Origin of the sequence: Enorma timonensis (assembly GCF_000321165.1) — a bacterium.
Lineage (GTDB): Bacteria > Actinomycetota > Coriobacteriia > Coriobacteriales > Coriobacteriaceae > Enorma.
This window is the reverse complement of the sequence record NZ_CAPF01000061.1, coordinates 1-17431: the sequence shown is the minus strand read 5'-3', so window position 1 is coordinate 17431 and position 17431 is coordinate 1. Positions and strand designations below refer to the sequence as shown.

Here is a 17431-nt window from a genome sequence, read left to right as displayed (position 1 = left end):
CGGGCCGGGCATCGTAACGCCCGGCATGGGCAAGCGTTTGCGTGAACCGATGACGCGCGCCGCCGAGCGCGCCTCGATATTGGAATGGCAAGAGCGGGCGAGAAGGGAGAACGCAAACCCCACACGCGCAGACGAAGAGGAGCAGACATGCTGCACAAGATAGGAAAGAAATTGACGGTGGCCCTGGTCACCTTTGCGTTGGCGATGGGAACGCTGCTGTATGCGGTGCCGGCGTTCGCGGCCGCCTCGGACGGCTCCATCGCGGTCACGGGTAACGGTCCCTTCGCGAGCATCAGCGTCTATCAGATGTTCTCGCAAAACGATGTCAACAGCTACGTGCTGAACGACGCTTGGAAGGACTTCTTCACCACCGACGCTGGCAGCGGCGGCATCGGGCTCACTGCCGATGATGCGGATCTCTCCAACGCGGCATATACCTACATCAGGGGTCTTGGCAACGACGACGCGGAGGGGATGGCAACCTTCGCGAAGCAGGCGGCAGCGTGGGCCGCGGCACATTCGGTGCAGGCGACCTCTACACCTAGCGCCACGGCCAACGCGGACGGGACGTCGAAGACCGCTACGGCTTCAAGCCTCGCATACGGCTACTACCTGGTCGTCCCCAGCCCAGAGGGTTCGACGGGCCAGACCGACCCGTCCCGCGGGACCGATGCGCTGCTCGTGAACGTGAACAGCGCCACCCCGGTCGCGATTGACCTCAAGACCGTTTACCCGACCATCCAAAAAGTAGTTAATGGATCCGACAAGCATGCGAGCGCGAGCGTCGGCGACTCCCTGCCGTTCACCCTGACCTCCATGGTTCCCGATGTGAGCGGGTATACGAACGGGTATCAATTCGCGATCCAGGATACGCTCAGCGAGGGCCTTACTCTCGATAAGGACAGCGTGAAGGTCGAGATCGGCGGCACCGACGTGACCTCCTCGTGCATCATCCAGTATGGGCAGGACCTGGGCAACACCTTCGTCATCAACTTCGGCACTGTAGACACCGCGCTGGGCGCGGGGAAATACGACGCCACGGACCTCTTCACGGGCAAGGCAGGCCAGACCATCACGGTGACGTACACCGCGACGCTTAACACGAGCGCGTCTCTCGCAGGCACGGGCAAGGACAACACCAACTCCGCGAAGGTGATTTACTCCAACGGCCCGGGTGTGAATGACCTCTATGCGTCCGCTGAGGTCTTCACGCATCAGTACACGTTCAACTTCGATCTGGAAAAGACCGACGGCACGAACCCGCTCGCCGGGGCGACGTTCCAGTTGAAGGACGCGAAGGGCAACGTCATCAGCCTCGTTGCCACGGGCAGCAGCAACACCTACCGTCCGGCCGTGGGTGATGAGACCGCGAGCGCGGTGACCGAGGTCACTACGCCCGCCGACGGCACCATCCACTTCGTCGACCTCGGCGAGGGCTCCTACACGCTCACCGAGACCAAGGCGCCCGAGGGCTACAACAAGGCAGCCGATACGACCGTGACCATCGCCGCTGAGTACAACACCGACGGCACGCTTCAGAGCTGGTCGGTCAACAACAACGGCCAGAACGCCGTCGAGATCGTAAACAACGCCGGCATCCTGCTGCCCGGAACCGGCGGCATGGGAACGGTCGTCTTCACCGTGGCCGGCGTGGTCGCTATCGTGGGCGGCACGGCGTGGATGATGACGCGTCGCGCGCGGAGGAACAGCTAGCACATGGCGAAGGGGTGGTTGAGCAGGTTCGCCCCACTGCTGGTCGTGCTCGCGGGCATCGCGCTTCTACTGTACCCGACCGTCTCGAACTTCCTCATCGAGCGGAACGCGTCGCACGTGGTCCAGCGTTACGGCGAGGCGGTCGAGGTGATGTCCGACGAGGAACGCCAGGCGATCCTCGACGCTGCGCGCACCTATAACGCGGCGCTCGCCCAAAAGCAGGGCGTCGCCTCCGAGGAGGTGGACGGAACGCCGCCCGCCTCCCCGGAGGAGCGGGAGCAGGTGCTCGCCAGCTACGACGACGCGCTCAACCTCGACGGCAACGGCCTCATGGGCTACATCTCCATCCCGCGCATCGATGTGACGCTGCCCATCTACCACGGTGTCGGCGAGCGGGTGCTGCAGCAGGCGGTCGGCCACGTCGAGGGGACGTCGCTGCCCGTCGGCGGCGCTTCGACCCATGCGGTGCTCTCCGGGCATCGCGGGCTGCCCTCGGCGAAGCTCTTCACCGACCTCGACCAGATGCGGGAGGGCGACGTCTTCTACATCCGCGTGCTCGAGGAGGTGCATGCCTACCAGGTGGACGGCATCGAGACCGTGCTGCCCGACGAGACGGAATCGCTCGCCATCACGCCGGGGGAGGATCGCGTGACGCTCGTCACCTGCACGCCCTACGGCATCAACTCGCATCGGCTGCTCGTGCATGCCCACGCCATCCCGTATACGGCCGAGATGGAGGACGAGGTGGGCAAGCCCGGCGGCTTCATCAACATCCCCTTGCCGTATCTCTTGCTCATCATCGCGCTCGTCGTCATCGCGGTGGCGCTCGCCGTGTTGCGCCTTCGGGTGAGCAGGCGGGCCGCGGCGGACGCGGCGGCCGGTGCGACGCGGCGCGGCGACGGCGCGTCCGGGAATACGGGTTCGAGGCGCACCTATGGAAAGGATGGCGCGCGTGGCAGGCATTTCTCATAGCATGCAGGCCGCTGCCATGCGGGGGCGGCGGGAACGGGGGCGGTGCGCCCGAGCGCTCGGAGCCTTCGCGCGCGTCGCGGCGGCCATCGTCCTCGCGCTGGCCGGTATGATCCTGCGCCCTGCCGATGCCGCCGCCCTTTCGTACGGGTCGATCACCATCGATGCCGTGTGCGGACAGGGGGAGGCCGCCCAGCCGGTATCCGGGGACACGTGGCGGCTGGCGCTCGTCGCGACGGCCACGCCGTTGGACGACGGCTCCTTCGCCTATGCGACCACCGATGGGTTCGTGCCGCTCGACCGCGACTGGGTGTCGCTCGACGCATCTGGTTGGCGCGCGGCAACCCGCGAGCTCGGCGCATATGCCCAAGACCATGGCCTGCTGACCGATGGCGCGTGCGTGACGGACGGCGACGGGCGCGCGGTGTTCCGCGACGTGGCGCCCGGCCTCTACGTCGCGGTGCGCACCGATGTCGCGAGCGCTAATAAGGCGCTGACGTGCGACGCCGTGCTCGTGAGCGTACCCCTTTTGGAGGATGGCGCCTGGGTGTACGACGTCACGGTGGCTCCCAAGTTCGAGACCTCGGGAGGCGCGTCCGGCGAGGAGCCCGAGCCGCCCGCTGCCAAGCCGCAGGAACCGGAGCGCCCGCTCGATCGCTTCCTATCCGCGCTCGGTATCCCGGCGACCGGCGGCACGCTGGCCGTGTTCGCGTTGGGCATCGCCGTGATCGCGCTGCTCTGCCTCGCCGCCGCCCGCCTTCTCCGCACACATGTAAAATAACCCCAGGGGTATTTTTACATCGGCGACGTTCGCCGGGTTGCCCCGCTCGCAAGGAGGCGTATCGCGATGAAGGTCATCGGACTTATCGGCGGCATGAGCTGGGAAAGCACCGTCACGTATTACGAGGTCATCAACCAGACCGTCGCCGAGGAGCTGGGCGGGCTCCATTCCGCCCGCATCGTACTCTACAGCGTTGATTTCGACGAGATCGAACGCTGCCAGTCGTCGGGAAACTGGGAACGCAGCGCCGAGATCCTCTCCGATGCCGCGCGCGCACTCGAGCGTGCTGGTGCCGACCTGCTGCTCATCTGCACCAATACCATGCACAAGGTGGCGGACGAGGTCGCGGCAGCGGTGAGCATCCCGCTGCTGCACATCGCGAGCATGACGGCCGACGAGCTCGATCGCGCCGGGGTGGCCACGGTGGGGCTGCTCGGCACCCGCTACACCATGGAGCAGGACTTTTATACGGGCGTGCTTGAGCGGCGCGGGTTCACGGTGCTCACGCCGGGCGAGGAGGATCGGGCGCTCGTGAACCGCGTGATCTTTGACGAGCTGTGCCGGGGCGATATCCGTGACGAGTCGCGGGCGGCGTTCCAGCGCATCATCGACGACCTCGCGGCGCGCGGGGCGCAGGGCGTCATCCTCGGCTGCACGGAGATCGGCCTGCTCGTCCATCCTGACGACCCGGACGTGCCGCTCTTCGATACCACGCTCATCCATGCCCGCGGCGCCGCGCTTGCAGCACTTGAGGGCTAGCAACGTCGCTCGCGTAAAATAACCCCTGGGGTAATTTTACGAGGGCGTTCTCGGCTGTGACGAGGCGCGCGCCCGTTGGTTGCGCCAGGCGTGCGGAGAGAGACCCGTTGCCCTGGTGAAGGCGTGATCGAACGCCGAGAGGCCAGGGTAGCCCAGTCGGTGGGCGACGTCGGCCACCGTGAGGTCGCGCTGGCCCAGCAGCTCGCAGGCGCGCTCGATGCGCGTCCGGCGCATGTGCTGCCCGGGGCCCTGCCCGGTCTCTCGCTGGAATGCGGCGCAGAGCCGGGAGCGGCTTACGTAGAGCGCCTTTGCGAGTCCATCTACCGTGGGCGGCGCCGTTCCCTCGTCGAGTGCTTGCTCGACGAGGCCCTTTGCCCGGCGCACCAGTTGCGCGGTGCTCTCCTCGCCGTGCGTCGAGGCATCCTTGCTCGCCGCAAGCGACGCTATGAGGCCGTCGACGGCTGCGCGCAAGGCGAGCGCCCCGCCCGACTCCGTTGGAGGACGGCTTGAGATGCGGCCGAGCGCGCGCCCGATTTCCAGCTCTCCAGGTGTGTCGAAGCGCGTATCGAATAGGCCGAGCACGCCCCGAAATTCCCCGGGATAGCTTTGCTCGAGCCTGTCGAAGAACTCGGGCAGCAGGATGATGGAGCTCGAACGATACCGTTGGCCTGCATGCAGGGCGCTGGTGAGGGTTCGAGGCCTGCGCTCGACAAAGGTCGCGAGCTCGGTGCGCCCGGCCCCGCGCCCTTGGCCGACAGGCCTCAGCGCCAGTCCGCAGCTTCGCGAACAAGCAAGCGCCGCGTCTTTCAGCATGCATGCGCAGGCGTATGGCCCGAGCGACGTTTCCTGAAGCTGCATGTCGGCGCGGGGAACCACGTCGTGATAGAGCACAAGACAGCCTGGGGAGGGGGACGAAAACCACATCGTCCCATCGGCGGTGGAGCCCGCCGCGTCGCCCGCCCAGAATCGCCCGTGTCGCTCAAGCCGGATACCGAGCTGCTCGGCTTGGGGGATGCAGAGCGCGAGCAGCTCGTCGGATATGGTCGCCCCGCTCGCCATGTTGAAGCATCGTCCCTTCCGCTTGCCGTTTTGTCTCACATAAGTTAGACAAAGTGAACATTTCTGATCCTACATGATACCGTGCGGCGAAACGTCAATCAAGAACCTGGTGTGCTGGGAGGACATCATGTCGGATTCGCAACAATCGGCTGGGATTTCCACCGAAGAACGGCCGCGGCAGGCGGGCGCGGTGGGGCGTCTGCTCGCCTTCGCCGGGCCCAGGCGCGCGCTCACCTTTCTGGGGTGCGCGCTCTCGGCGCTCTCGATGCTCGCGGGCTTCGGTCCATATGTTTGCATCTGGTTCGCGGCGCGCGACCTCATCGCCGTCGCTCCCGACTGGACGGCCGCCGGCAGTATCGCGGTCTACGGTTGGTGGGCGCTCGGCTTCGCAACGGGATCCATCGCCCTCTACTTCGCGGGGCTCATGTGCACCCACCTCGCGGCGTTCCGCTGCGCGTCCAACATGCGCAAGCGAGCTATCGAGCACCTCATGCATACGAGTCTCGGCTACTTCGATACCCATGCGTCCGGTGCGCTGCGTCGCGTGGTGGACGGCTGCGCGGCCGAGACCGAGGGATTGCTCGCTCACAAGCTGCCGGACACGGCCGGGTCGGTCGCGATGATCCTCGGTATGCTCGCGCTGTTCTTCGCGTTTGATTGGCGCCTGGGCGCGGCGTGCCTCGTGCCGGTTGCCGTGAGCCTTTGCTGCATGGTTTACATGATGGGCGGTCGTGGCATGGATTTCATGACGCGCTATATGGAGTCGCTCGTGAAGATGAACAAGACCGGCACCGAGTACGTGCGCGGCATCCCCGTGGTCAAGGTCTTCCAGCAGACGGTCAACTCCTTTCGCGCCTTCCATGACGCCATCGAGGAGTTCACCGTGCTTGCACAGGATTATGCGGTGAAATGGTGCCAGACGCCGCAGGCGCTCTCGCTGACCGTTATCGGCGCGGCGGCGGTATTCCTCGTGCCGGTGGTCGTGCTCGTTGCACCGGGTGAGACGGACGTTGCGCGCCTCTCCACGAACTTCGCCTTCTACGCCATCTTCTCCGCGGTGATCCCCACGGCCATGACGCGCGTGATGTTCATGTCCGAAGCGTTCCAGTCGGCGGCGGATGCCGTCAGCCGCGTCGAGGGGGTGCTCGCCGCCCCCGTGATCGCGGCGCCCGCAGCTCCGAAGGAACCACGCGATACCTCCATCTGCTTCGATGACGTGAGCTTTGCGTACGAGGGCGCCGAGGAGGCGGCGCTCGGTCACGTGAGCTTCACGGTGCCGGCGGGTTCCACGGTCGCTTTGGTGGGCCCGTCGGGGGGCGGCAAGACCACAGCCGCCTCTCTCGTGCCCAGGTTCTGGGATGTCGGGTCCGGGCGGGTGCTCGTGGGCGGCGTGGATGTGCGCGATATCGACCCCGCCGTCCTTATGGATCACGTTGCCTTCGTCTTCCAAACCAACCGGCTCTTCTCGCAATCCATCTTGGAGAACGTGCGGGCCGCGCGTCCGCAGGCAACGCGCGAGGAGGTGCTGGCAGCGCTCTCCGCCGCCCAATGCGACGACATTCTCGCCAAGCTGCCGGATGGCGTCGACACCGTCTACGGCGCCGAGGGCGCTCACCTTTCCGGCGGCGAGGCCCAGCGGCTCATGATCGCGCGCGCCATCCTCAAAGATGCGCCCATCGTGGTGCTCGACGAGGCCACGGCCTTCGCCGACCCGGAGAACGAGGTCAAGATCCAGGCCGCCTTCAAACGCCTCGCCCGCGACTGTAACGGTCGTCCGCGCACCGTGCTCATGGTTGCGCATCGGCTCTCGACGGTGCGCAATGCCGACAAGATCGTGGTGCTCGATCGCGGGCACGTGGTGGAGAGCGGTACCCACGACGAGCTGCTTGCCTCGGATGGGCTGTATGCGCGCATGTGGGCAGATTACGAACAGGCCGTGAGCTGGAAGATCTCAAGCGATGCTGCCGGGGAGGTGGCCTAGATGACCATGAAGGAGAAGTATGCCCTCACGGACGAGGGCGTAAGGAACGTCCGCCTGGGGGCTGCGTGGACTACCGTGACCAATCTCGTGGTGTTCGCGGGCGTGGGGTTCGTCTTCGCGATCATGAGCGCGCTCGTGGCGCGGCTCACGGGCGGGGCGGTGACGCTGGGACCGTGGGGGAGACTCGGTTTCGACCCGCTTGACGTGCCCGTCCTCGGCTGGATGGCGGTGCTTGCCGTGTATCTCGTCATGCTCTTCGTGTGCGAGCGGTTCCAGTACTACTACCAGTACGGCGTCATCTACAAGGAGAGCGGCCGGCAGCGGATCGCCCTCGCCGAGCGGCTGCGCAGGCTCCCGCTTTCGTTCTTCGGCCGCCGCGACCTTGCCGACCTCACCGAGACCCTCATGACCGACGTCAAGACCACCGAGCATGCCTACAGCCACGTGCTGCCCGAACTCTACGGCGCCTATGCCACGATGGCCATCGCGTTCGCGTGCCTGCTCGCCTTCGACTGGCGGCTCGCGGTGGCCTCGATGTGGTCGGGTCCGGTGGCGCTGCTCCTGCTCTTCGGCGTTCGCTCCCGGCTTCAGCCGCTCATGCGAAAGACCCGCATGGCTGGGCTCAAGACCTCGGAGCTCGTGCAGGAGGCGCTTGAGTGCGTGCGCGAGGTGCGCGCGACCAATCAGGAGGAGCGCTATCTCGAGCGGGTGTACCGGAGCGTGGATGCTGCCGAGCGCAGCGCGATCCGCTCCGAGCTCGCCTGCGGCGTCGCGGTCAATGGTGCCCAGGTGGTGCTGCGTCTGGGGTTTGCCACGACGCTGCTGGTGGGTGCCGCGCTCGTGCTCGAAGGCACCTGCGACTTCCTTACGCTGTTCTGCTTCCTGCTCGTGGTGAGCCGCATCTACGCCCCGTTCGACCAGGCGCTCATGCTCATCGCCGAGCTCTTCTCGGCGCGCACGGCGTCTGCACGCATGAAGAGCTTCTTCGAGGAGCCGATGGCGGCGGGCGGCGCCGCGTATGCCCCCAACGGCCATGATGTCGCGTTCGAGCATGTGGGCTTCGCATACGAGGAGGGCGGTGAGCAGGTCCTCTCCGATGTGTCGTTCATCGCCCGCGAAGGCGAGGTCACGGCGCTCGTGGGGCCGTCGGGCTCCGGCAAGTCCACGTGCGCGCGGCTCGGCTGCAGGCTGTGGGATGCGAGCTCCGGCCGCGTGACCGTGGGCGGCGTGGATGTCTCCACCGTTGATCCCGAGGTGCTGCTCGGTGATTTCTCCGTGGTGTTCCAGGACGTGACGCTCTTCGACGATACCGTGATGGAGAACATTCGCCTGGGAAGGCGCGGGGCTACCGACGAGGAGGTGCTTGCGGCGGCGCGCGCAGCCAACTGCGATGAGTTCGTCTCGCGCATGCCGGACGGCTACGCCACGATGATCGGGGAGAACGGCGCGTGCATCTCCGGCGGCGAGCGGCAGCGCATCTCCATCGCTCGTGCGCTGCTCAAGGATGCGCCCATCGTGCTTTTGGACGAAGCGACGGCGAGTTTGGACGTTGAGAACGAGACGCGGGTGCAAAGCGCGCTCTCGCGGCTGTTGGCAGGCAAGACCGTCATCGTGATCGCCCATCGCATGCGCACCGTGCGCGCGGCCGACAAGATCGTGGTGCTGGAGGGTGGCCGCGTGGCCGAGCAGGGCATGCCGGCCGAGCTTCTCGCCGCGAACGGTCTGTTCGCCCGTATGGTGCGCCTGCAGACCGAGAGCGAGGGATGGACGATCTGAGGATGGTTTCGCATGTAAAATAACCCCAGGGGTATTTTTACATCGGCAAGGAGGGCGCCATGGCCGCTGCGCCGTTCATCAGGTCGGTCGGCATCCGCTGGGATCTTGTTCATGCGGATGGTTATCTGAGGCGCATGCCCGCCCTCGCGGCGCTGGGGGAGGAGCCGCTCGCCCTTACCGGCAACGTGACCTTTTTTGTGGGCGAGAACGGCTCGGGCAAATCGACGCTGCTCGAGGCCATGGCGGTGGCCTACGGCCTCAACCCCGAGGGCGGCACCGCCAACTACGCGTTCCGCACGCACGACTCCCATTCGGCGCTGCATGAGGGCATCGAGATGATGCGCGGGCCGCTGCGCCCGTGGAGCACGTTCTTCCTGCGCGCCGAGAGCTTCTACAACGTGGCGAGCAAGGCGGGGGACTACGGCCAGGCCTATCACAATCCCGCCACGGGGCGGCGCGCGCAGCTGCACGAGATGAGCCACGGCGAGGCGTTTCTCGGCTTCATCCAGGACTGCTCGAAGGAGAACGGCCTGTACTTCCTCGATGAGCCCGAGGCGGCCCTCTCGCCATCGCGCCAGCTGACGCTGCTCTACGAGATGCACCAGCTCGCCGAGCACGGCAGCCAGCTCATCGTGGCGTCGCATTCGCCGATCCTTTTGGGCTTGCCGGGCGCGCAGATCGTCTCCTTCGACGGCGATCGGCTGCAAACCATCACCTACGAGGAGACGGAGAGCTACCAGGTGACGAAGCTCTTCATCGATGACCGGGACGACCTGCTGCGCCGGCTGCTGGCGTGATGGGTTGATTGGGGACGTGTTCCTTTCAACCCCTTTTGTAAAATAACCCCTGGGGTAATTTTACATGGGGAGGTGCCATGGGGCGCACGCTGTATATAGATGCCGACGCCAGCCCGGTCACGCGCGAGGCGCTCGCCTGCGCTCGCTGCGCTCGCACGCCCGTCGTCATCGTCGGCAACACCACGCAGAACCTCGCGCGGCACATCCGCTTCACCGACCCACGCGACGCCGGGCACGCGCGCGGGCGCGACGCAACGCATGACGGCTTCTGGGTGGATGTGCTCGACGTCTCCATCGGGGCGGACAGCGCCGACTTCGCCATCGTCGAGCGCCTGCAGCCAGGAGACGTGGTGGTCACGCAGGACATCGGCCTGGCGAGCATGGCGCTCGGGCGCGGGGCGGCGGCCATCGGCGTGCGTGGCAGGGTGTACACGAAGGCGACGATCGACATGGACCTCTTCATCCGCCACGAGGAGAAGAAGGTGCGCCGAGCCGGCGGGCGCACGCGCGGCCCGGCTGCCTTCACGGGCGAAGACCGGGCGCGGTTCACCCGCAACCTTGAGGAGCTGCTGCGCTGATGCGCCTGGGTCCGCCGGCACCCCAGGAGAAAAAATAATATTGATATAGAACATGTGTTCTATATCTGTTATACTACGTACAAGGTACGAGGACGAGCAAGAGCCGGCACGGAGGTCCCCAATGATACGTGTCGGCGGGTATGCCAGATACCGCCTACGGCAAAGAGGCTGGCTGCACTGGCTCGACTCGGGTGGAGTCGCGCATCCGCTTCCCGGCGCCCGTCAATGCCGGGGCTACAAGTTGGTGGTTAGTTTTTGAACCGACGAGGAAGCGGGTGGTATGTCGTGGCCAAGGAATCAACTGTTGTAGATGGCGCGTGGGACGAAGGTCATCACGAGGAGCAGAGCATCGTGCTGTTCGAATCGAGCGACGGGGACGTGTCGCTCTCGGTGAGCGTCGAGGACGAGACGGTCTGGCTCACGCAGGCGCAGATGTCCGAGCTGTTTGAGCGCAGCATCGCGGTCATATCGCGCCATATCAACAATATATTCGAAGAAAAAGAGCTGGTCAAAGAGGGTAATTTGCATTTTTTGCAAATTGCTTCCTCAACGAGGCCGGTCGCCTTCTACAGCCTCGATGTCATCATTTCCGTGGGTTACCGCGTCAAGTCGCAGCGCGGTGTGGAGTTCCGCAGATGGGCTACGGATGTGCTCAAGCGCTACATCCTGCAGGGCCATGCGGAAAACGATGCGCGCCTGCGGCAGCTGGGGACGATCGCGCGGATTATCGAGCGCCTGCCCGGAGAGCTCGGATCTCAGGAGATTCTCGACATCGTCGAGAGCTACACCGATGCCTATGCGCTGCTCGATGCCTACGATCGCGAGGCCGTGCCGCGTCCGCAGGGCGTCCGTTCAACCTATGTGCTCGATTACGATGAGTGCATGGAGTTGATCGCCCAGATGCGGCCTCGTTTCGGAAGCGATATCTTCGGGCGCGAGAAAGATGACTCCTTCCGAAGCAGCATCGCCGCCATCTACCAGTCGTACGGAGGCGAGGAGCTGTATCCCTCGCTTGAGGAGAAGGCAGCGAACCTGCTGTACTTCATCATCAAGAACCATTCGTTCGTGGATGGCAACAAGCGCATCGCGTGCAGCCTGTTTCTGTATTTCCTCGACCGGAATAATGGCCTGTTCCGGGGCATCGAAAAGCGCGTGTCCGATAACACGCTCGTGGCGATGGCGCTCATGATCGCGGAGTCGCGTCCCGAGGAGAAGGAGACGATGGTCGCGCTCGTGATGAACTTTCTTGCATGACCTTGGGGTCGCACGGCACGCGAAGTGCACGTGGGCGCGGTGCGCGAACACCGGGGCGGCCGCCGCTGATGTTCGCGCGCCGTGAACGCTCGACGTTTAGATGCTGCTATTGAGATGCTGCCGTGGTATGAGACCGCCTCCCGTCACCCGGCGCGCGATGGTGGCTACCCGAGCAGCATATCGGCGAGCATGGCGCCGCCGTATCCCAGGAAGGCTCCGATCGCCGCGGTGATCAACACCTTCCCGACGGTGCGCACGATCTTCAGCCAGCGGGGGATGAGGCGCTCGCGCCGGCGCTTCTTGGTGTCGCGGACGATGTCCTCGCCGTTCCAGAACGAGAGGATCTCGTGGTAGGTGATGAGGTCGTGCCGCTTCTTGATGCGGTCGATCCAGCAGGCGGCGAACATCGCGATGCCCCAGAGCACGAGGGCGAGCACGAATGTCGGCACGGTCTGCTCGATCGGCCAGTCCCAGGCGAAGGTCTGTACGCATATCCAGACCACGGCAAGGAGCATGAGCGCAAGGAAGCCGAGCATGACATAGCTCAAGCGCTTCATGATGCGGACCTCGGTGTCGATCGTCTCGGTCATGGTTTCCACGTCTCCTTTGATGAGGGAGTCCACGGTCACGCCGAAGATCTCGGAAAGGAGGATGAGGCTCTGAACGTCGGGGTAGGTCTTGTCGTTCTCCCATGAGCTGATGGTCTGGCGGCTCACGTATACGCGCGCTGCGAGGTCGTCCTGCGACATCCCCGCGCCCTTGCGCTCATCGCGTATGCGCTTCCCGACCTCCATGCTGCGTCCGTCCCCCCGAGCTGTTCCGGCGTGGCCCTTACGGCTTCGACCATGCCATGACGCGCCGCATCGTACCATCAAATGGGGCAGACAGGCGTCCTCAAGGGTGCCCAATAGGTTGTCGGGAGTTCTTTACATGGCTCTTGAGCTGGGGTGATGCGCCCTAGACGAGCAGCATATGCGACGGCGGCCGTCGCTTGGTGGCTGCGTCGACGGCAGTGAGGGAACCTGCTTCGGGGCGCGCTACGCCGTCTTGCTTTGCCGCTTTCGCTCCGTTCCCCGCGCGACGAGCGCGAGCACGATCGCGGCAAGTCCCAGGATGGCAGCGACGATGAGGCCGAGGCCGGGGGAAAGCGTGGTGTCGAGCCCGGCGACGCCGCGTCCCACCGCCCATGGGTTGCCCTGGGCGACCGAGCGCACGATGAGGAAGAGCTGCCAGCTCACGGTGGAGCAGAGGAGGGTGACGACGAGCGCGTCGCCGGCGGCGAGCGCGCCCGCGAGCACGCAGCGCCATGCGCGGTGCCCGCGCGCAAGGTCGTAGCCGGCCAGGATGACGGCGCCCGCGCACACCGCGACATGGGCAGCGCTCAGCGCGAAGAAGATGCCCGCCAGGGAACCGTGCGCGACGCTTTGTAGGAACGCGATGATCTGCGCGACGCGCCCGGATGCGCCGGGGAAGGCGTCGAGCGAGTCCGCCATCTGAAGCAGCGTGCTCGCGATCTCGCCAGCGGCGTGCGGTATCGTGGCCAGGGGCAGCTCGACGCCGAAGATGCCGACGGTGCCGAACAGGGCGAGCATCCCGGCGACGATGGCGCACACGGCCGCCCAGGTTCCCGTGGCGTGAACCAGCTTCTGCATGAAGACCGCCCCTTCCCAGCTACCCTACAATAGGCGGGCGCGGCGGGTGCGGTAGACGCCGCGGAGCCCCGCCCCTGTCAGCCCGCGCTGCGCGAGCCTAGGACTTCGTTTCCATGCGGGCGTGGCACTTGGGGCAGGTGACGATGATCTTGCCCTTGCCCTTGGGGACGGAGAGCATGGTGCCGCAGTTCGGGCATTTGAGGAAGGCCTTCGTCTTGCGCTCCTTCCACATCTTCTTCGCGGTGCGCGCCTGGCGCTTCAAATCGCCGGTCGCGTTAGCGCGCGCGACTCCGCCCCGCGGACGGCTCCCGGTGCCCGATGAGCCCTTGAAGCGGTCTCCGATCACGGGGATGCGTGCGACGAGCCGGTGAAAGGCCTCGTTTTCGGCCCGGCGCTGCTCGAAGTTCTTGGAGAAGGCGCGCACGAGGCCGAGCACGATGATGAGCAGGGCGATGACGGAGAGCGTGCGGAGGGAGAAGATCGTACCGATGAGCGTGAACACGACGCCGATCGCTCCAAGCGCGGTAGTGAGGTCGTCGACGCCGTAGCGTCCCTTTATGAAGTCCTGCATGGCGATGAGTCCTTTCAGCAGCGTGATGGCGCGCAAAGCGCCCGCGCATCGCGTGCGGGATGCGCGGGCTCGTTTCGTCTGCACCTGTTGTACCCAGATGCGCCGCCGCTATCCAAGGCGGCTCGTCTGCTCCATCCGCTGCCGCTGCGGCGCGGGCTACCGTGCGAGCTTATCGATGATCTGCGCGATCTCCTCGAGCTTGGCGTCCTTCTCCGCATCGGTCCCGCTCTCCGCGGCCGTGCGCACGCAGTGCTCCACGTGCGCCTTGAGCACGTCGGCGTTCACGCGGGCAAGCAGCGATTCGGTGGCCATGAGCTGCGTGGAGATGTCGATGCAGTAGCGGTCTTCCTCCACCATGCGCATGATGCCGTCGATCTGGCCGCGCGCGGTCTTGAGCAGGCGGAGCACCTGGGTGCGGTCGGCCTGCATGCTTAGGCCGCCTCGACGGAGAGCGCCTTGAAGCCGGCGGCCTCGACGGCGGCCATGAGCTCGCTCGGCGCGACCTCGCCCGTGCAGGTGACCTCGACGGTGTTCGTGTCGTGGTTCGCGTCGGCGTCCGCCACGCCCGCGACCTTCATGAGCTCGCTCTCGACGCTCGCCTCGCAGTGCCCGCAGTGGAGCCCTTCGGTCTTGATGATGTAGTCCATGGTCTTGCCTTTCTCTTGATGGTGCGCTTCCCGGCGCCGTGCCGGGCACCTATCCTTCCGCGAGGACGCGGTCGGTTACCTTGGGTTTGAAGCCGCGCAGGCGCAGGGCGTTCGCGACGACGCAGATGCTCGACAGGCTCATGGCGGCGGCGCCGAACATGGGCGAGAGCTGCCAGCCCAGCAGCGGGTAGAACACGCCGGCCGCGAGCGGGATGCCGCAGGCGTTGTAGAAGAGCGCCCAGAACAGGTCCTGCTTGATGTTGCGGATGACCGCGCGCGAGAGCTCGATGGCGCGCGCCACGTCCGTGAGGTCGCTGCGCATGAGCACGACGTCCGCGCCCTCCTTGGCGATGTCCGCGCCGGTGCCGATGGCGAGGCCCACGTCCGCTCGGGCGAGGGCGGGGGAGTCGTTGATGCCGTCGCCCACCATGGCCACGCACGCGCCGCCGTCCTGCAGCTCGCGCACGTGGCGCTCCTTGTCGGCGGGCATGACGTCGGCGATGACGCTTCGGGCGTCCAGCCCCACCTCGCGCGCGATGGCCTCGGCGGTGAGGCGGTTGTCGCCCGTGAGCATCACGGTCTTCACGCCGAGCGCACCGAGGGCGCGGATGGCGGCGGCGCTCGTGGGCTTCACCTCGTCGGCGACGGCGATGGTGCCGGCGAGCGCGCCGTTGCGGGCGAAGAAGAGCGGCGTCTTGCCCTCCCGCGCAAAGCGCTCGACCTCCGTCGCGGGCACCTCGATGCCGAGCTCGGCCATGAGCTGCGCGTTGCCGGCGGCGATCACGCTTGCGCCCTCGCGCGCCGTCACGCCGCGCCCGGGCACCGCCTGGAAGTCCTCGACCGTGCGCGCGACGATGCCCAGCTCGTCGGCGCGTGCCATGATGGCCTCGGCGAGCGGGTGCTCGCTGCGCTTCTCGAGCGCGGCGGCGAGCTTCATGAGCGCCTTCTCGCTCATGGCGGGCGTGCCGTCCGCGCGCGTCGCGGGGATCACGTCGGTCACGGCGGGCGCGCCCTTCGTGACGGTGCCGGTCTTGTCGAGCACCACGGTGTCGACCTTGTGCAGGGTCTCGAGGGCCTCCGCGCTCTTGAAGAGCACGCCGAGCTCCGCGCCCTTGCCGGTGCCCACCATGATGGCGACGGGCGTGGCGAGGCCGAGCGCGCACGGGCAGCTGATGACCACGACGGCGACGCCCGCGGTGAGCGCCTCGCTCACGGTGCCGCCCGCGATGAGCCAGACGACGAACGTGACCGCAGCGATGCCGAGCACCACGGGCACGAACACGCCGGCGACCTTGTCGGCCAGGCGCGCGATGGGCGCCTTCGTGGCGTTCGCGTCCTCCACGAGCTGGATGATCTTGGCGAGCGCCGTGTCCGCCCCCACGCGCGTGGCGCGGAAGGTGAACGAGCCCGTGCGGTTCACGGTCGCGGCGTTCACCGTGTCGCCCGGCTCCTTCTCCACGGGGATGGACTCGCCCGTGAGCGCGCTCTCGTCCACCGCGGAGGAGCCCTCGAGCACGACGCCGTCCACGGGGATGGACTCGCCCGGGCGCACGACGACGGTGTCGCCGAGCTGGATGGCCTCGACGGGCACGGTCTCCTCGGTGCCGTCGGCCGTAAGGCGATGGGCGGTCTTGGGCGCGAGGTCGATGAGCTTCTCGATGGCGCCGCCGGTCTTGGACTTGCTGCGCGTCTCGAGGTACTTGCCCACCGTGACGAGCGTGAGGATGGTGCCGGCGCTCTCGAGGAAGAGGTTGTTCATGGCCATGTGGTGCGCCGCCATGGCATCGCCGACGGCGAGGTCGGCCGCCATGACGAACATCGCGTATACCGACCAGCCCACGCTCGCCGCGGAGCCGATCGCGATGAGCGCGTCCATGGTGGGCGCCCCATGTGCCATCGACTTGAACCCGCTCTCGAAGTACGCGCGGTTCACGTAGGCGATGGGTAGGGTGAGCACGAGCTCCGTGAGGGCGAGCGTCATGGAGTAGTCCGGGTCGGTGAAGATGCCGGGGAGCGGCCAGCCGAGCATGTGCCCCATGCCGATGTAGAAGAGCGGGATCCAGAACACGAAGGACGTGATGAGGCGCGTGCGCATGGAGCGGGCCGTGGCTTCGAGCTTTTTCGTGGGGGATTCCAGGCGCGCGGGGCGGGCGGTTGCGGTCTGCGCGGCTCCGGCGCCGCCTCCCGCCTGCACGACGGGCGCGGCGGAGTAGCCCGCGCGGTCGACCGCGGCGCAGATGTCCGCATCGGAGAGCGCCTGCTCGTCGAAGTCGACGGTCATGGAGCCCGAGAGCAGGTTCACCGCGACGTCCTCGACGCCGGGGAGGTTGCACACCGCCTTCTCCACATGGGCCTGGCACGCCGCGCAGGTCATGCCGCCCACGTCGAACGTCTCATGTGCCATATCCGTTTCCTTTCCAACCCACGCGGGGTGGGTGTTCGGTGAGGTGTCGTTGCTTCGGTTCATTCTATACCCCCAGGGGGTGGGGGTATACTCCTGTGGCATGAGAAGCGCGAAAAAAGGTTGCCCATAGCTAACTTGTATGGCATAGTGACTGCACCAGTGAGAGCCGTGAAGGGCGCGCCGTGCCGCCGCCCCGTCCCAGCGAGGAGCCCCCATGTCCGCTAAGGTGCGCGTCTGCAAGAAATGCTCCGGCATCAAGCCGGGCGACCTCAAGGGGGTCATCGCAAAGGAAGACCGCGCGTGCGGGTGCTTCGGTGCCTGCCGCAAGAAGCATCCCGAGCTCAAGGGCAAGGTCTACGTGCGGGCCGCGGGCAAGGTCGTCGCGGCGGATTCCAAGAAGAAGCTCCTGAAGGCGCTCGCTGGGATTGCGTAGCGCGCCGCCGGCCGCGGCCCGCCCGGCGCCCCGCCCCGCCGCGGGCTGCCGTCCGCC

General features: G+C 66.4%; 17 protein-coding genes. 10 read left to right on the top strand and 7 right to left on the bottom strand.

Going from position 1 to position 17431, the window contains the following annotated elements:
- Positions 1 to 147 precede the first annotated feature (147 nt).
- From BN423_RS06960 to BN423_RS06945, 4 genes are all read left to right on the top strand, one after another.
- Positions 148 to 1713, top strand: coding sequence for a SpaH/EbpB family LPXTG-anchored major pilin (locus tag BN423_RS06960; RefSeq protein ID WP_019239539.1), 1566 nt, complete (start codon positions 148 to 150; stop codon positions 1711 to 1713).
- A gap of 3 nt (positions 1714 to 1716) precedes the next feature.
- Positions 1717 to 2685, top strand: coding sequence for a class C sortase (locus tag BN423_RS06955; RefSeq protein ID WP_019239538.1), 969 nt, complete (start codon positions 1717 to 1719; stop codon positions 2683 to 2685).
- Complete coding sequence (locus BN423_RS06950; RefSeq protein ID WP_232385529.1) at positions 2666 to 3463, top strand: isopeptide-forming domain-containing protein; 798 nt, start codon at positions 2666 to 2668, stop codon at positions 3461 to 3463. The genes BN423_RS06955 and BN423_RS06950 overlap by 20 nt, the downstream gene beginning before the upstream one ends.
- A 66-nt stretch (positions 3464 to 3529) precedes the next feature.
- Complete coding sequence (locus tag BN423_RS06945) at positions 3530 to 4222, top strand: aspartate/glutamate racemase family protein (protein ID WP_019239536.1); 693 nt, start codon at positions 3530 to 3532, stop codon at positions 4220 to 4222.
- A 36-nt stretch (positions 4223 to 4258) separates the two neighbouring features.
- On the opposite strand, the gene BN423_RS06940 is transcribed toward BN423_RS06945, so the two are convergent.
- Positions 4259 to 5281 carry a helix-turn-helix transcriptional regulator gene (locus BN423_RS06940; RefSeq protein ID WP_019239535.1) on the bottom strand — a complete coding sequence of 341 codons (1023 nt, stop codon included), beginning with the start codon at positions 5279 to 5281 and terminating at the stop codon, positions 4259 to 4261.
- 127 nt (positions 5282 to 5408) lie between these two features.
- On the opposite strand from BN423_RS06940, the gene BN423_RS06935 reads away from it, so the two are divergent.
- The 5 genes from BN423_RS06935 to rhuM all read left to right on the top strand — a co-directional run bounded on the left by BN423_RS06935 (position 5409) and on the right by rhuM (position 11667).
- Positions 5409 to 7262, top strand: coding sequence for an ABC transporter ATP-binding protein (locus tag BN423_RS06935; protein WP_232385528.1), 1854 nt, complete (start codon positions 5409 to 5411; stop codon positions 7260 to 7262).
- Positions 7263 to 9038 (top strand): ABC transporter ATP-binding protein, encoded by a 1776-nt coding sequence (locus tag BN423_RS06930; RefSeq protein WP_019239533.1) that lies wholly within the window; start codon positions 7263 to 7265, stop codon positions 9036 to 9038.
- 59 nt (positions 9039 to 9097) lie between these two features.
- On the top strand, positions 9098 to 9835 hold the full coding sequence (locus tag BN423_RS06925; RefSeq protein WP_019239532.1) for an AAA family ATPase: 738 nt from the start codon (positions 9098 to 9100) through the stop codon (positions 9833 to 9835).
- Between the two features lie 77 nt (positions 9836 to 9912).
- The gene (locus BN423_RS06920; protein WP_019239531.1) at positions 9913 to 10413 is read left to right on the top strand and encodes a YaiI/YqxD family protein; all 501 of its coding nucleotides are present in this window, start codon (positions 9913 to 9915) and stop codon (positions 10411 to 10413) included.
- Positions 10414 to 10698: 285 nt separating this feature from the next.
- Positions 10699 to 11667 carry a RhuM family protein gene (rhuM, locus tag BN423_RS06915; protein WP_232385527.1) on the top strand — a complete coding sequence of 323 codons (969 nt, stop codon included), beginning with the start codon at positions 10699 to 10701 and terminating at the stop codon, positions 11665 to 11667.
- Positions 11668 to 11831: 164 nt separating this feature from the next.
- On the opposite strand, the gene BN423_RS06910 is transcribed toward rhuM, so the two are convergent.
- From BN423_RS06910 to BN423_RS06885, 6 genes are all read right to left on the bottom strand, one after another.
- Complete coding sequence (locus BN423_RS06910; RefSeq protein WP_019239529.1) at positions 11832 to 12461, bottom strand: helix-turn-helix domain-containing protein; 630 nt, start codon at positions 12459 to 12461, stop codon at positions 11832 to 11834.
- Positions 12462 to 12704: 243 nt separating this feature from the next.
- Complete coding sequence (locus BN423_RS06905) at positions 12705 to 13319, bottom strand: hypothetical protein (RefSeq protein ID WP_019239528.1); 615 nt, start codon at positions 13317 to 13319, stop codon at positions 12705 to 12707.
- 97 nt (positions 13320 to 13416) lie between these two features.
- Positions 13417 to 13890, bottom strand: a complete 474-nt coding sequence (locus BN423_RS06900) for a hypothetical protein (RefSeq protein WP_232385526.1) — start codon at positions 13888 to 13890, stop codon at positions 13417 to 13419.
- A gap of 156 nt (positions 13891 to 14046) precedes the next feature.
- Positions 14047 to 14319 (bottom strand): metal-sensing transcriptional repressor, encoded by a 273-nt coding sequence (locus BN423_RS06895; RefSeq protein WP_019239526.1) that lies wholly within the window; start codon positions 14317 to 14319, stop codon positions 14047 to 14049.
- A 2-nt stretch (positions 14320 to 14321) separates the two neighbouring features.
- A complete protein-coding gene (locus BN423_RS06890) occupies positions 14322 to 14537 on the bottom strand; it encodes a heavy-metal-associated domain-containing protein (protein WP_019239525.1) in 216 nt (71 codons plus the stop codon).
- A 49-nt stretch (positions 14538 to 14586) separates the two neighbouring features.
- Entirely contained in the window at positions 14587 to 16941 is a 2355-nt protein-coding gene (locus BN423_RS06885) for a heavy metal translocating P-type ATPase (protein WP_019239524.1), read from the bottom strand.
- Positions 16942 to 17155: 214 nt separating this feature from the next.
- On the opposite strand from BN423_RS06885, the gene BN423_RS06880 reads away from it, so the two are divergent.
- A complete protein-coding gene (locus BN423_RS06880) occupies positions 17156 to 17374 on the top strand; it encodes a hypothetical protein (protein WP_019239523.1) in 219 nt (72 codons plus the stop codon).
- Positions 17375 to 17431 lie beyond the last annotated feature (57 nt).

Excerpts from the sequence above, each read along its gene's own strand:
- BN423_RS06960 (WP_019239539.1), top strand. The coding sequence starts at position 148 with ATGCTGCACAAGATAGGAAAGAAATTGACGGTGGCCCTGGTCACCTTT.
- BN423_RS06955 (WP_019239538.1), top strand. The coding sequence starts at position 1,717 with ATGGCGAAGGGGTGGTTGAGCAGGTTCGCCCCACTGCTGGTCGTGCTC.
- BN423_RS06945 (WP_019239536.1), top strand. The coding sequence starts at position 3,530 with ATGAAGGTCATCGGACTTATCGGCGGCATGAGCTGGGAAAGCACCGTC.
- BN423_RS06940 (WP_019239535.1), bottom strand. The coding sequence starts at position 5,281 with ATGGCGAGCGGGGCGACCATATCCGACGAGCTGCTCGCGCTCTGCATC.
- BN423_RS06935 (WP_232385528.1), top strand. The coding sequence starts at position 5,409 with ATGTCGGATTCGCAACAATCGGCTGGGATTTCCACCGAAGAACGGCCG.
- BN423_RS06930 (WP_019239533.1), top strand. The coding sequence starts at position 7,263 with ATGACCATGAAGGAGAAGTATGCCCTCACGGACGAGGGCGTAAGGAAC.
- BN423_RS06925 (WP_019239532.1), top strand. The coding sequence starts at position 9,098 with ATGGCCGCTGCGCCGTTCATCAGGTCGGTCGGCATCCGCTGGGATCTT.
- BN423_RS06920 (WP_019239531.1), top strand. The coding sequence starts at position 9,913 with ATGGGGCGCACGCTGTATATAGATGCCGACGCCAGCCCGGTCACGCGC.
- BN423_RS06910 (WP_019239529.1), bottom strand. The coding sequence starts at position 12,461 with ATGGAGGTCGGGAAGCGCATACGCGATGAGCGCAAGGGCGCGGGGATG.
- BN423_RS06905 (WP_019239528.1), bottom strand. The coding sequence starts at position 13,319 with ATGCAGAAGCTGGTTCACGCCACGGGAACCTGGGCGGCCGTGTGCGCC.
- BN423_RS06900 (WP_232385526.1), bottom strand. The coding sequence starts at position 13,890 with ATGCAGGACTTCATAAAGGGACGCTACGGCGTCGACGACCTCACTACC.
- BN423_RS06895 (WP_019239526.1), bottom strand. The coding sequence starts at position 14,319 with ATGCAGGCCGACCGCACCCAGGTGCTCCGCCTGCTCAAGACCGCGCGC.
- BN423_RS06890 (WP_019239525.1), bottom strand. The coding sequence starts at position 14,537 with ATGGACTACATCATCAAGACCGAAGGGCTCCACTGCGGGCACTGCGAG.
- BN423_RS06885 (WP_019239524.1), bottom strand. The coding sequence starts at position 16,941 with ATGGCACATGAGACGTTCGACGTGGGCGGCATGACCTGCGCGGCGTGC.
- BN423_RS06880 (WP_019239523.1), top strand. The coding sequence starts at position 17,156 with ATGTCCGCTAAGGTGCGCGTCTGCAAGAAATGCTCCGGCATCAAGCCG.